Below are 13,845 nucleotides of genomic sequence, written 5' to 3' on the forward strand. Positions count from 1 at the left end.
TTTATTTGGTTATTGGATCAATGGAGCTGCCGCAGATCCGTTAGCAGAACCGCTGAGATTCTGGGTATTATTAAACTGTTTTGTATAGGCTTTATCGAAAACCAATAAATTGAGAGTCCAGATCCCGGCAGGAAGAGAATCTGCGGGTTTAAATCCTGCATAATCAGCTTTAAGTCTCCATGTTCCGCCTTTTGGGTAAGCGAAAATCTGGGGTACTGGTGTCGCTACTTTACTCATGATGGTATATACCGGCTGTGTAAAGCCAAAGGATGAGAGTACAACCAGAAATTTGCCTGCGTTGATCTTGGTGTCATATTCATCTACCCAATCCTTATTGGAAGGGTCGCAGCTGATTTTGAACTGGATCAGGTTAATCGGGGCCGGGGTAGTAGGCACAAAGCTGTCGTTGTAAGACGTTATTTTGTTCTGTGGGGCCGGAGATTTAATTAAAAAAGAATAATTTTCATCTGCCCCCAGTTTTTCCAGAGGATCTTTTATGGTCATACCGGAAGTTTTCATAGTGCCGTTTACGGTAAGCTCTTTTTCAGGATTGGAGGTGTTGATTCCGATGTTTCCGGAATTTTGTGCACGCACAGAAATAAGAGCACCGGCGAGCAGTACTGTCGAAATAATTTTATTCATTAAATATTGTTGTTTGTGTTATGCGTTTTTTTGTGTCAAATGGAGAGGCATAGCTTAAATTTTAAAACTGTTTTTCCATTTTGCAACAGTATTTCTGCTTAATTTGTAATGGTTGGATAACTGGGTGTTGTTAAGCTTATACTTTTTCTGATATTCCAATATTTTTATAATGGCCTCGTCATCATAGGAACGCAGTTTCTGGTTATCTGATGAAATCTCATCCGAACCGAAAATCTGCTGGTTGAGCTGGATAACATCTAAAACGTTAAGCTCGTTCTTAGACAGTATAGGCTGGCATTCAGCTATTTTTTCCGGAAACTTTTGGGTAAGTATATCCGTAAAAATCTTTTTATAATAAGGCTGTGTTATTTTTTGCTTTTCTCTATCCATTTGTATAAAGTTGTTTTGGGAATATTATATTCATTAACGACCTGGCTTTTGGTCTTTTCACCTTTTTCAATCGTTTCGAGTATAAAATTGATTACCTCTTTGGTGTAAATATTTTTACGGAAATAGGGCATCTGTGAATCTGCTTTCTTTTTCCTTTTTTTGATACCCGGCGAAGCTGGAGAGTAAAAGATCAGGTTTTGGGAATAGAATCTGAAAAAATCATATTCTAAAATCTTACTCCATTTCAAAAGAATTTCAGAATCCAGGCTTTTGGAATTATACATTTCTAAAACCTCATCCTCCGTGCAGTTGAAAAATTTACAGATCCGCAGCACTTCAACCTCGCATTCCACTACGCGTTTATTGACCATTGAGCCAATGTGTATATTCTTAAAATTCATTTGAAACGGTATATGAAATGTTGATATTGTGAAGGTATATGCTTTCGGAAGTTGCGAAATAATGTGTTTTTATCATAAGCATTTGAAAATTTTAAATCTTTTACATGTTTAAAAAACTATACAGAGCAGGTAATGTACTTTGGGTACATCATTGTAATCGGCATGAAAAATCTGGAAGGGAATAGGAATTCTCTGTATAGTCATTGTGTTAAAAATATTCATCATTTGTGTTTACAGACTACAGAACAGCTAGGCTGATCTTCTATTTGAACTAACAGTAAAGTCTGATTTGTAAAATATGTATACTAAAAATTTGTTCGTTTGTAAATTATTTGATACTATTTGATTTTTGTGTTTTTTTATAAATATGCCCTTTTACGGCTTGAGTATTGTTCTTATTTAAAATTTTGGAATAAATTTTCAACGTTAATCTTTATATAATGAATTATGTATAAGAAAATGAAAATCGATTTATATTTTCCATCATTTTAAATATTATCATATATTATTAAATTTGTAACTTACTTTTGCAAAATTAACTGATAAAAACAATCAAAAAATTTAACTATAAATAGAATTTTTAATTTCATTAATATTTATAATTAATTTATAATCAGTATTTTGTATAAGCTATTTTTTGAAAAACATTACGATGGTAGTTGATAACGAATTTATGAATGGATCTGTGGATGCATTAAAGAGAAAACTCATCTCACAGTACGTATATTTAATGTCGGGCATACTGCTTACTTACTCTTTAGTATTCTACTTTGTTATTAAAGATTCTTTTTTTGCAGCCTGCACACTTGCCTATTCCGTGTTTTTATTTTATACGTTTATGATTATCCGTAAAAATTATAATATAAAAATGCTGGTGCATCTGTATATTGCCTATGCACCTTTATTTGCCGGATTTATCATGCTGGACTTCTGGAAATATTCTGCCGCCACTGCCATGTGGCTGCTGCCCGTACCGCTTGGGGCTCATATTTTTCTGGGTAAAAAATATATTTATATCTATACACTTTATATTTTATTGATTATAGCAGCTGTAAGCATCCTTACCAAGATGTTTGTTTTTGATTATTTCAGCCTGAATGATGTAAAGGTCATTGTAATCTCAGATACTTTTGTAGGAGTCTCTAATATTGCTGTATTCGGTCTTTTGCTTTACTACAATGAAAAAATAAGAAAAGCGGAGATAGAGAAAAACATTTTTACCAGGATGGGCTTTTCCGGAGAGGATAAACAGCCTGAGCCCGCTGAAACTACTGTGGAAAAAGATAAAGCTGCCTATGCTGATAATGAAAGTATAGAGAAATATGCTCTTTTATTTAGCGAAGTGCAGGAAATTGTAGAAAATAAGGCTTATTATAAAGATGTGGGCTTTACAATTTCCCAGTTATCTAATATTTTGAAATCCAATAACCTGTACATATCCAAATCAATTAAATTAAACGGATTTTCAAATTTCAACCATTATCTAAATATCTGCCGGATAGAGAATGTAAAAAAGCTTCTTGAAGAAAATGACATCAGCAGGGTAACTCTCATGTATATCTATACGGAGTCGGGCTTTTCCAATCAGTCTACTTTTAACCGGGTATTTAAACAGATTGAAGGAGTAACCCCATCAGAATATATAACGGCTTTAAATCAGAAAAAAAATGATACCTCAACGCTCTGACAATTAATTGTTTTTGTGATTTGAGTGTACAGCATTAATCAAAGACTTTACTGTTTTAAATAAAAAATCCGGCACCATTGGTGCCGGATTCAATTATTGATATTAAACGGGATCTATTTCCAGAAGCTCCATTTAAGGCCATCAAATACAGCCATTGTTTTGCTTACAGTATCATAGCATACCGTTCCTGCTATCGGGCTTTTCATATTAGCTACCGGGTTGTTAACTTTAGGTAAAATTAATGCCTTGTTGGCAGCTTCAAGTACCAGTACACCCTGTGCGGGGGAGCTTGCAGCGCCAATAATAACGCCTCCTCCCTGTTCACCTGAAGTATTGGGCATTGTGCCCGTAAGACTTCCGGCATCTGATAACGGGACCCACAGGTCATTTTCACGCATCTTTACGGTAAGGTCTGTTTGATCCAGCAGGAATGTTCCGTTGCTTGCAGCGATTCCTGTAGGAAGGGCTTCTACCATTGGAAGAATAATTCCTGTAGTGGATAAAGGAAAATCCAGAATAGCATCTCCGTCCACAGAAGCTTTACCCATACCCACCTGTGATTTCACGGAAGACAGGCCGGCAAAAATAATGGTTAATATTATTATTTTTTTCATTTTTAATTCATTTAAAAATTATCATTCGTTACAGCTTCTCACTACACAGTTCCAGCTGGTTCCGTTATAAAGCTTCATACATTTATCTGTTGTGTCATAGATAAGCATACCTTCTACCGGGTTGACAATCAGAGAACTCTGGGTACGTGTGATGACGAAACCTTTTGTTTTGGATTCCAGGGCTACCGCACCGTTCGGAAGATTTTCCGGCCATCCGCTTTGCTTGGTCTGGATTGTAATACCTATTTTGGTAAACGTATCGGCAGGAGAGGTATTCGGATCTTTTGTACAGTAAGTACATGCAAGTACTTTTAGCAGATTGGAAGCTACAGAATTTGCTGCTCCACACTGAGACTGAGGATCTACTGAAACAGATGCCTGGTTGTAGAAGAACTTGCTTCCGTCTACATCAGTATAAGCCATTGAAGCGGAAGTGTTGGTGTTAACTTTAAATTTAACAACAGCAGTCTGTCCCGGTGCTATACTCATTCCTGAAATGTACACCAGTCCTCCGTTGAAGGTGGCTGTTCCGTTAGCCGTAAAATTGGTCTGAACCAAAGAACCGGTTATGTAAGTCTGCGCAGCATCAAGGTTATCCATGAATTCAACGCTGGTAATAGGATTGGTATCATTATTCGTGATATTGACCGTGTATTCCAGTTCTGTTGAAGAGGTTCCGAAGCATCTGTTCACAGATTTTGTTACCGTTGGTTTCGCAATTACAGGGCTTGCAGTATAAGTAATGCTTGTATCCTGGTAACCTGCAGTGCCGCTGTCGTCATCACTTCTGTAAGGGTTCGGATTGTTGATTCCTCCGTCTACAGTATAATTGAAGTGGGTTGCGTAGGTTCCGGCTCCTGAAGGTCTTACTTTTATGTAAATGTAAGAATCTCCCGAAGGCACTGTAAGGTCATTCAGTAAGAAATTTTGTCCTGCATAGGTAGGTGCTTCTGTTCCAAGTCCTACATAGCTGGCTGCAACATACTGCAATCCTCCAGGTAAAGTATTATTGATATCAATTGTTTTGGAAGTACAGTTATTGTTTTTGATGTTCAACTTCAATGTTGCATCCTCACAGGTTGGTAACTGGCTTTCAATATAGGAAGCGATAATACTTACGTTGTCCGGAGTCGGTTCAATAGGATTGGCACAAACAAATGACATATCACCAATATAAAGGAAATCCACTTTACTGAATACCTGTTCCCTGTTAATCGTCCATTCTATCACAATTTTTTCAACAGGTTTTTCAAAATCTACATTTACGGTTGCATAATCAAGATAGTCTAAATACGGTTGGGTTCCTGTTGCTGTACCTGTAGCTGAGTCAATAGTGTATCTTCTCAGAATACTGTTAAGAGCAGGGGTTGAATTGTAAGCGTAATTCATTTTTGGAATAACCTGATTGGCACCACAATATCCAATTACTTTTACAACAGCAGTCTGACCTGCCAGTTTAGTGATACCTGCAATCTGGAAGCTTGCTTTTGCTGCCTTGCTGCCGCTTACGTCTTTTAAATTTACCGTATAGGATACTTTTCCTGCAGCACCGCTCAGGTTGTCGTATCTTGACAATTGTGTCCATTTACCAAACATTCTGGGGAATAGAGTTGGTATCCATTCAACGCCTGAAGGGTAGGTAGCACTGATATCTGCTGATAATGCGCCGCTTGCAGGAGCGGTTCCTGTCAATGGTACGTTGCTTAAAGTATTGGTGTTCATACCTGTGGTACCTCCGTTGAACCAGGCTTGTGCATTCTGCAGGGTTTGTTTTCCTCCGGTACAAGTCTGGCAGGCAATAGGGCCCACTTTACCTACTACTGTAAAATACTGTCCGTTTTTAAAGTTGTAATAAAATACTGCTTTACCTCCGGAAACGCTGACAGCAGGAGAGATGCCTGTATTGGTGGTAAATCCGCTGTCATCAGCAAAATATAAAGATATTTCACTGTTGATATTGTAAGATGATAAATCAACTTCAAAATAAGCAGCACCTACAGTACCGGTTTCCTGAACCAGCCATGTTTTGTTGATTCTTTCAAGGCCGTCCGCCAAAGCAGGGCAGTTAACAGGATTTACCACTGTAGTACCCGTATGGATATTATTATCACCAAACATCATGAAACCTTTGTCGGCAAGCGATGTTCTGCTTACAGTAGAGTTAGGTGATGTAAAATCATTAACGGTTGATGCAGTAAGTATACTGTTGTCATTGATACTGTGAGATACTTTCTGATCCAGGTTACCGATTACATCTCTCGCAACACCGAAGATGTTGTTATTGAATGCAGTATTGGTAGATGAATTCCAGACAATAGTTGCATCAGAATTAAGGTAATTCTGCGGCTGTATCAATGTAATACCGTATTTTATGGCAAAATAGGAATCTACTTTGTCTCTGTCCTGTGTTGATAAACTGGCATTATAATAGACAACCTCCGGAATTCTTCCTGCGAAACCGTAAATACTTCCGCCTATTTGCATATTGGCATAAACATCAGCTGTTATATCATCTGAAAAAGTACTGAAACTACCATTATAGCCCACCTGCTTGTTATTGCCGCTGACCACTGAGCTTACCTGGCCCCCAATTAGAGTCATTTTATTTAAAATAGCGCTGAAATTGGTATTTTGTCTGTCTATTGTACCTCCGCTATTAATATAATGTAGGGATGAATAATTATTCGAAGTATTAATACCTAAACCATATCTGTGAATAGTTCCACTTGTAGGGTCATTTCCAAATCTGAAGATATGACTGTAAAAAGCATTAATATCCCCTGATTTTGCTCCTACAGCAAAAGTTGTATGCAGTCTGCCTAAAGCAACCGGATTTATAACTCCTGTAAAGTGTGCAAAGTCTGTTGCGGAAAATGTATAGAATGGATTATAGTTACTGTTTGTATCACCATTGGATAATACAATTGCTCCTGTCCCATTCTTACTGATGGTAAAGCCGTTTACCCTGTCAGACCAATTAGTTAAGGTAGCTGTAACGCCTGCATCATACCAATATCCCAATCCTGCTGCAACACCTGCAGGAGCATTGATGAAGCCTGCAAAAGTAAAATACTGACCATTGGCTAAAGTTACATCTGCATAATTGTAAGTTATCCCGTTAACAACCTGTGTGGAAGTCATATTGGTAACTGTATCCGAACTGTCAAAAATTGCATCAGAACTCTGAAGCAGTTTCATATTGGTAATGCCTTGAGGCCACAATACCCTTACCGTACCTACAGAAGTAGTATTCTGTGCTTTCCAGATCGCTGCAAAGCGCAGATTGATACCGGAAATTCCTGTAATAATTACAGATAATGATCGTGCCAAACCGTTATCTCCCCACATCAGATACTGTCTGTCAGTTGGGAAGCTGTTGGTATTTAAAGCATTGGTATTGGCTAATGTTCCACCGATTCCTATGATCACCTGGGAAGTATTGGAATTGATACTTTGGGACTGCTTCTGGTTCAAAGCTGTATTGTCATCACGGCCAATACCTGCAATATTTTGGTTATAAGCAGAGTTGGTTGTGGCATTCCATATTGTAGTACCGTCCGTAGCAACATAGTTTGTTGCTGTAGTCTGATCTATCGTAATGCCATATTTCACGGCCAAATAACTTTCAATCCTGCTTTGTTCAGCTGGAGTTACCTGTCTTTCATAGCCTATGACTTCCTGATAATCATTTCCGCCTCTTTCCAAACCACCATCGGTATCCGTATTCAGGTGAAAGTTTCTACCGGTAAATGCAGATGGGGCATAACTGGCTGTTACGGATTTTCCATTTATTTTATATGGAAAAGTACCGCTGCTGAGACTTGTAGTATAAGCCCAGCCTAAAATGTTATAAGTAGATGGAGTAAATAAGTTGCTGACATTTACACTCTGGCTCCATCTGAATATTCCTGCTGAAGTGGAACTGTTGATATAGCTTCCTATTTCAGCCTCAGGTGAGCCAACAGTACTTAATGTTGCGTTACTGACATTCATCTGTACGTTATAGCCTGTAGTCACTGTTCCTCCTGCTCCTGCTTTAGAAACATTGTAAAAGCTTCCTGCTGTCCCTAATGTGGTTGCAGTTGAGGAAAAGGCATTGAGCATTCCTAAACCTGCTCCCTGAATCATTCTTACTGTTGGGTTGAAGTTTCCTCCCTGGTTCAGATAGGTAGAGCTGGCTGTATGACTGGTAAATCCTGACAGTGCCTGAAGCTGTCCGCCCGGCAATGCTGAATTATTCCATGATGTTACTGTACCGCCTTCAGCAGTTGTATTGGTTCCAAAATCTGCTCTGTTCCAAATCTGAAGACTGCTGATGACACCACCGGGAGCTTGTACAAAAGCTGCCAAAGTAAAATATTGTCCATCGGCAAGCGTTACATCAGCATAATTATAAATAACCCCATTGATGGTCTGTGTGTTGGCAGACATATCAACAAAGGTATTACCCACGGAAAAAGTGGGATCCAGGTTGTTTTGAATCAGCTTGATATTGGATAGACCCTGCGGCCACATTACTCTTACAGTTCCAACAGATCCTGTATTCTGAACTTTCCATACAGCTCCGAACCGGTAATTGACCCCGGTAATACCATTAATTGGTACTGAAGGCGCTTTTGCCGATCCGTTGTCTCCAACCACGAGATACTGCTGATCCGTCAATGTTCCGGTATTGGAAGCATTGGTGTTGGCCATGCCTGTAAGCCCAATCAGAACCTGTTGTCCGGAATTGATACTCATGGATTGCTTTTGGTAAAGGGCAGAGTTATCATCCCTTCCGATACCGGTAATGTTATTATTAAAGCCGGTGTTGGTTGCAGAACTCCAGTAGGTGGATGCGGTTCCCGGAGTTGTATAATTCCCGGATTTTGTCATCCCGTATTTCAGACAGAGATAACTCTCTATGTGGGTACGGTTTGCTGCAGTTTGGTTGATGTTGTAAATCACAACTTCAGCTATATCTGCATTTACGTTTGTAAGACCACTTTCTCCTCCAATCCAGAAACTTTGTGCTCCGGCGTTACCGATGCCATTGTTGAGTACTGAAGATACCGAAGCTCCGTTCAGGTAGGATGTTGCCGCACTTGTGCTTCCGTCTAATTCCTGTAATCGGATTTCATTGACTGCAGGGGTAGATGTAGAAACATACCTGTTGGTGATGTACATTGCCCCATTTGTAATTGCTCCTACATTCCAGGCACTGCCGCCACCGTTAGAATGATTGTAAAGTGGTCTGGCATTAGTACCTATATTCCTATATACAACATACTGTGAGGTGGTATAAGGAGCTGCCGCAGCAGTGGTTACCGTTTGAGGGACGGTAGTGGTTGTAACCAGGCGGTCATCTACACCATCAAATCTTACTGATGGGTTGAAGTTAATCTGGCTTGTATTGTATGCGGGCAGGGTAGTTGCAGCAGTAGCGCTCTGCTGGGCCAGAGTGTATGTACTTGATGGTGCACTGTTACTCCATGTCTGCACATTGCTTCCTACAGGCGTGATTCCGGCATTGGCCTTATACCACAGTTGTACATTGGTTACCCCACCGGGATTTTGGGCGTTAATGAGCACACTCATGATCATGAATATGCCCGTTAGAATATTAAATTTTTTCACCTTATTTTTCTTTTAAATTTTAAATAGTAAGAAATGTTTGTTCTTTAAAATAAAATTCAAAAGGAGGGGGGCGTGTTGTATGGTGTGACAGATAGTAATTCTTTAAAATATCAGAATTGCTGTGTCTTATCTCATGGTTGGTAAACATTGAATACCCGGGTAAGGGTTTAAACCTTATGTTTTCAATTAAAAACTTCGAATCATACTGGGTGGAGGCTCCTGCTGAAATAGCTATTCCTTTCTGATAAGCTGAAAAGAAATTATCGGGATTCAGTTGTACAAATTCAATAGGTTTTGCCTGTGGGTATGTTTTTACCTTTTTTTCAGAATGTTTTGAAACAGAGAGTTTTTCATTTTTTGTGGATCCGGATCTTTTTTTATTGAGTGCAGCATATTTATCATTGGAAGACGGTTTTGCTGTCAACGGTTTTTTTTCGAAATTTTTCACCCTCGCCTGGTCTACATTCCCGGAATCAACAATATAAAAAACGGTGTTCTTGTCAATTGTGATTTGGGTATCCTTTAAATAGGAAAAAACCTGTGCATCTAACCTTAAGGATGTTAAGAGGATGAACAACAGCAATGAAGCCCTTTTGTAAAAAGGAAATTCGGGCTTCAGCTGTTGTATAGAAAATTTCATTACTTGTGTTTTTGTTAATTATGAAGACAAATTGTGTTTGTCTCAATATGCTCTGATCATAAGTGTTTTTTAAGATCAGAATGAAAATGAGGGAATAAAGGTTTTTCTTTTATTAAAGCTAACTGCTGTTTATGCAGTTCGTTATATATAGTTACTAAGCTATTGAAGTAGGTGTGTTGGCGATGTTCGCTGTATTGTTGGAAGTATTAGACTGAATTATATACTTCTTTTGTGAACTAAATAAAAAAAATATCAGTTTTGGTTATTTATAATTTATATTATTTTAAATAATTTATATATGATTAAATTTTAATCTAAAATATATTTGATTTTATGTTTTATTTATTTTGTAAAATTAAGACAATATTTACAGCTTAAGTAGGCTTTGCATAATAACTTTAAATCATTTTATTAATTTCATTTAATTAATTTAAGTAATTGATTATTAGTGTTTTATATAAGTTATAAAGTAAATTCATTTATAATAACTCATATAAATGGAATATTAATTTTTATGAAACAGGTAAAACGGGAAATTTATAGTGCTTATTGATGGTTAAGGATGAAGTTATTTTAGCATTCCATTACAATATCCGGAATAAAGGATAGTATTAAAATAAAGCATAAATAACTTCTGTTTTAATCTTAATTTTTTTCTGATTATGAAAGACAGTATAATTCAACAGAAGCTCAGAAATAGAATGAAATAAAAAGTCACATCGCCTGGGAATTCAGGTAAGCAGGTCTTGAATGCAGTTTTATGAAAATTTTTAGAAGAATTATAAAGTAATGACTGATGTATGATTCCGGTTGTATACATAAAAAAAGTCTTCACATTGCTGTAAAGACTTGATTTTCAATTAGTGAGCGCGAAAGGATTCGAACCTTTGACCGTCTGCTTAGAAGGCAGATGCTCTATCCAGCTGAGCTACGCACCCATTAAATAATTTTGAGAAAATTAATAAAACAGTCGGGGCGGCAGGATTCGAACCTGCGACCTCCTGGTCCCAAACCAGGCGCGATGACCGGACTACGCTACGCCCCGAAGTATATATTGGTGTAAGAAAAAATGCGGAGGGTAAGGGATTCGAACCCTTGCGACACTTTCGCGTCGACAGTTTAGCAAACTGCTCCATTAACCACTCTGGCAACCCTCCTTTTTTCTTATTTTTTAATGATCGTTGTTCCGTTATTGCGAGTGCAAATATAGAATAGATTTCTTTATTTACCAAATAAAATTCAAGAAAAATTTGTGTATTTTTGAGGAGATAAATGATTAAAAAATTAAACGGATGCGTAAGACATTATATATCATCGGATTAAGTACTTTTGTTTTTTCATGTACTTCCCAGCAAAATGTAAAGAAAACCGCTTACAAGCCAAAAACCCCGGTATCACAGGCAAAACCGGCAGTTAAAACCCCGGTAGCCGAAGCCGCGAAACCTAAAATTACCAATGATCACGGAGCAGAATTTTTTACAGTCAATCTTGCTGATCCTAAAAATAATGATAATACAGCCAGTTATGGCTCCATTGTGTCAGCAAAACCGGCAGGATATAAAGTAGTGAAAACCTATTTTCCTGCTATTGGGCAAAACTTCAGACAGCGTTACCTTATCCTGCATTATACAGCACTTGCTGATGACAAATCCATTACAGTTCTTACCCAACAGGGAGTAAGTGCACATTACCTGGTAAATAATACAGGAGACAACGAGATCTATCAGTTGGTGGATGAGAACAAACGTTCCTATCACGCAGGAGTAAGCAATTGGAGAAATGATAAAAACCTTAACGATACATCCATAGGAATTGAGATTGTTAATACAGGTTATACGGCAGATGCCACAGGAAAAAAAATATTTGTCCCTTTTAGCGATGATCAGGTGAAAAAAGTGGCTGCACTGGCTAAAGATATTGTAAACAGATACCAGATTCCGGCAACCAATGTACTTGCCCATTCAGATATTGCCCCTACAAGAAAGCAGGATCCGGGGCCTATGTTTCCCTGGAAAAAGCTTTATGACGAATACCAGATTGGAATGTGGTACGATGAAGCTGCAAAACAAAGCTTTCTTGATTTAGCGCAGACAGACTTTGCCACGAGATACAGTGAACCATCCTTTATTTTTCTGATCCAGACTGCATTGCAGAAATTCGGATATTATCTGGATCTGAGCGGAAAATGGGATGATGGTACCAAAAAAACAATTGAAGCCTTTCAATATCATTTCCGTCCGCAGAATTATGACGGAATTATGGATGCCGAAACATGGGCAATTCTCCAGGCTTTAAATCAAAAATATCCAGCGAAATAAAATTATTAAAACGCATCGCCTAAGATGCGTTTTTGTTATATTTAAAAATAAAAAGTTAAAAAATCTGTAATGGAAAATTTCAGAAAAGAAAGTGACCTGTTAGGCGAACTTAATGTGCCTGCAGATGCTTATTACGGGGTGCAGACGCAAAGAGCGATCAATAATTTTAAGATCTCAGGACAGCTTTTGTCCTCATATCCGGACTTTATCAAAGGTCTGGCCTTTGTGAAAAAAGCAGCCGCAAAAACCAATTATGAACTGGGATTGCTTGATGAAAATTTATATTTCAAAATAGCAGAAGCATGTGATGAAATTGTAGCAGGAAAATACCACGAACAGTTTCCTGTAGATATGATTCAGGGAGGAGCCGGAACTTCAATCAATATGAATGCGAATGAAGTAATAGCCAACATCGTGTTGGAAAAACTGGGAAAAAAGAAAGGCGAATATGAATTCTGTTCACCAAACGACCATATCAATCTTTCCCAATCAACTAATGATGCATATCCTACAGCAATCAAAATGGGACTTCTGCAAATGAATATCGGGCTGGTTGAACGGCTTGAAAAAATTGTTGAAGCTTTCCGTGCCAAAGGAAAAGAGTTCCATGATGTAATCAAAATGGGGCGTACCCAGCTTCAGGACGCCGTTCCGATGACCTTAGGACAGGAATTTGAAGCATATGCCGCCACTCTGGAAGAAGATATTTCCAAATTAAATAATAACGCCAGCCTTTTCGTAGAAGTTAATATGGGAGCCACAGCTATCGGGACAGGACTGAATGCTCCGGTAGGCTATGCAACCCTTTGTGCCAAAAACCTGGCCCAGATTACAGGTTTTCCGGTTATCTCTGCACCGGACCTCGTTGAAGCAACACCGGATACAGGTTCTTACGTGATTTATTCCTCAGCTACAAAACGTCTTGCTGTAAAGCTTTCAAAGATCTGTAATGATCTGAGACTGCTTTCCTCGGGACCAAGAGCAGGTTTATTTGAGATCAATCTTCCTCCGATGCAGCCGGGATCATCCATTATGCCCGGAAAAGTAAACCCTGTTATCCCGGAAGTGGTGAACCAGGTATGTTTTAAAGTATTCGGAAATGATCTTACGGTAACTTTTGCTGCGGAAGCAGGGCAATTACAGCTTAACGTAATGGAACCGGTACTTTCTCACGCGATTATGGAAAACATCAATTTCCTTTGCAATGCCCTGGATACTCTTCGTGAAAAATGCGTTACAGGAATTACTGCTAACAAAGAAGTATGCCTGAATATGGTAAAACACAGCATCGGTATTGTAACAGCTCTTAACCCGTACATCGGGTACAAAAAATCTACGGAGATTGCAAAAGAAGCTTTGGAAACCGGAAACAGCGTTTATAATCTTGTTTTGGAAAAAGGAATTCTTTCCCAGGAAAAACTGGATGAAATTCTTGATCCTAAAAATATGCTGAAACCGCATAACAAATAAAACTTAATTGATAGATGGCAAGTGATAAATAATGATCCCGTATCAGTAATTTATCACTTGGTATTCA

General features: G+C 38.3%; 9 protein-coding genes and 3 tRNA genes. 3 read left to right on the forward strand and 9 right to left on the reverse strand.

Annotated features, from left to right (window positions below):
• Window positions 1–9: 9 nt before the first annotated feature.
• The 3 genes from HNP36_RS00850 to HNP36_RS00860 are packed head-to-tail and all read right to left on the reverse strand — an operon-like array spanning window position 10 to window position 1,403.
• A complete protein-coding gene (locus tag HNP36_RS00850) occupies window positions 10–642 on the reverse strand; it encodes a hypothetical protein (protein WP_184161683.1) in 633 nt (210 codons plus the stop codon).
• A gap of 54 nt (window positions 643–696) precedes the next feature.
• Complete coding sequence (locus HNP36_RS00855) at window positions 697–1,032, reverse strand: helix-turn-helix domain-containing protein (RefSeq protein WP_184161680.1); 336 nt, start codon at window positions 1,030–1,032, stop codon at window positions 697–699.
• A complete protein-coding gene (locus HNP36_RS00860) occupies window positions 1,008–1,403 on the reverse strand; it encodes a transposase (protein ID WP_228456205.1) in 396 nt (131 codons plus the stop codon). Before HNP36_RS00860 ends, HNP36_RS00855 begins: the two co-directional genes overlap by 25 nt.
• A gap of 682 nt (window positions 1,404–2,085) precedes the next feature.
• On the opposite strand from HNP36_RS00860, the gene HNP36_RS00865 reads away from it, so the two are divergent.
• Window positions 2,086–3,120 (forward strand): helix-turn-helix domain-containing protein, encoded by a 1,035-nt coding sequence (locus HNP36_RS00865; protein ID WP_184161674.1) that lies wholly within the window; start codon window positions 2,086–2,088, stop codon window positions 3,118–3,120.
• A gap of 113 nt (window positions 3,121–3,233) precedes the next feature.
• Here the strand turns inward: HNP36_RS00865 and HNP36_RS00870 are convergent, their stop codons facing one another.
• From HNP36_RS00870 to HNP36_RS00895, 6 genes are all read right to left on the reverse strand, one after another.
• Complete coding sequence (locus HNP36_RS00870; protein ID WP_184161671.1) at window positions 3,234–3,734, reverse strand: hypothetical protein; 501 nt, start codon at window positions 3,732–3,734, stop codon at window positions 3,234–3,236.
• 21 nt (window positions 3,735–3,755) lie between these two features.
• The gene (locus HNP36_RS00875; protein ID WP_184429249.1) at window positions 3,756–9,311 is read right to left on the reverse strand and encodes a beta strand repeat-containing protein; all 5,556 of its coding nucleotides are present in this window, start codon (window positions 9,309–9,311) and stop codon (window positions 3,756–3,758) included.
• Between the two features lie 58 nt (window positions 9,312–9,369).
• Window positions 9,370–9,990 carry a hypothetical protein gene (locus tag HNP36_RS00880; protein WP_184161665.1) on the reverse strand — a complete coding sequence of 207 codons (621 nt, stop codon included), beginning with the start codon at window positions 9,988–9,990 and terminating at the stop codon, window positions 9,370–9,372.
• An 864-nt stretch (window positions 9,991–10,854) separates the two neighbouring features.
• Window positions 10,855–10,928, reverse strand: a tRNA-Arg gene (locus HNP36_RS00885).
• 32 nt (window positions 10,929–10,960) lie between these two features.
• Window positions 10,961–11,035, reverse strand: a tRNA-Pro gene (locus HNP36_RS00890).
• Between the two features lie 27 nt (window positions 11,036–11,062).
• Window positions 11,063–11,147: transfer RNA gene (locus HNP36_RS00895), tRNA-Ser, on the reverse strand.
• Between the two features lie 135 nt (window positions 11,148–11,282).
• On the opposite strand from HNP36_RS00895, the gene HNP36_RS00900 reads away from it, so the two are divergent.
• Window positions 11,283–12,308, forward strand: coding sequence for an N-acetylmuramoyl-L-alanine amidase (locus tag HNP36_RS00900; protein WP_184161662.1), 1,026 nt, complete (start codon window positions 11,283–11,285; stop codon window positions 12,306–12,308).
• A 69-nt stretch (window positions 12,309–12,377) separates the two neighbouring features.
• On the forward strand, window positions 12,378–13,778 hold the full coding sequence (gene aspA, locus HNP36_RS00905; protein WP_184161659.1) for an aspartate ammonia-lyase: 1,401 nt from the start codon (window positions 12,378–12,380) through the stop codon (window positions 13,776–13,778).
• The last annotated feature ends 67 nt before the right edge of the window (window positions 13,779–13,845 follow it).

Source organism: Chryseobacterium shigense (genome assembly GCF_014207845.1).
GTDB classification, from domain to species: domain Bacteria; phylum Bacteroidota; class Bacteroidia; order Flavobacteriales; family Weeksellaceae; genus Chryseobacterium; species Chryseobacterium shigense_A.

Bases quoted from the DNA above. Each gene is read 5' to 3' on its own strand.
- HNP36_RS00870 (WP_184161671.1), bottom strand. From the start codon at position 3,734: ATGAAAAAAATAATAATATTAACCATTATTTTTGCCGGCCTGTCTTCC.
- HNP36_RS00880 (WP_184161665.1), bottom strand. From the start codon at position 9,990: ATGAAATTTTCTATACAACAGCTGAAGCCCGAATTTCCTTTTTACAAA.
- HNP36_RS00875 (WP_184429249.1), bottom strand. From the start codon at position 9,311: ATGAGTGTGCTCATTAACGCCCAAAATCCCGGTGGGGTAACCAATGTA.
- HNP36_RS00860 (WP_228456205.1), bottom strand. From the start codon at position 1,403: ATGGTCAATAAACGCGTAGTGGAATGCGAGGTTGAAGTGCTGCGGATC.
- HNP36_RS00850 (WP_184161683.1), bottom strand. From the start codon at position 642: ATGAATAAAATTATTTCGACAGTACTGCTCGCCGGTGCTCTTATTTCT.
- HNP36_RS00865 (WP_184161674.1), top strand. From the start codon at position 2,086: ATGGTAGTTGATAACGAATTTATGAATGGATCTGTGGATGCATTAAAG.
- HNP36_RS00900 (WP_184161662.1), top strand. From the start codon at position 11,283: ATGCGTAAGACATTATATATCATCGGATTAAGTACTTTTGTTTTTTCA.
- HNP36_RS00855 (WP_184161680.1), bottom strand. From the start codon at position 1,032: ATGGATAGAGAAAAGCAAAAAATAACACAGCCTTATTATAAAAAGATT.
- aspA (WP_184161659.1), top strand. From the start codon at position 12,378: ATGGAAAATTTCAGAAAAGAAAGTGACCTGTTAGGCGAACTTAATGTG.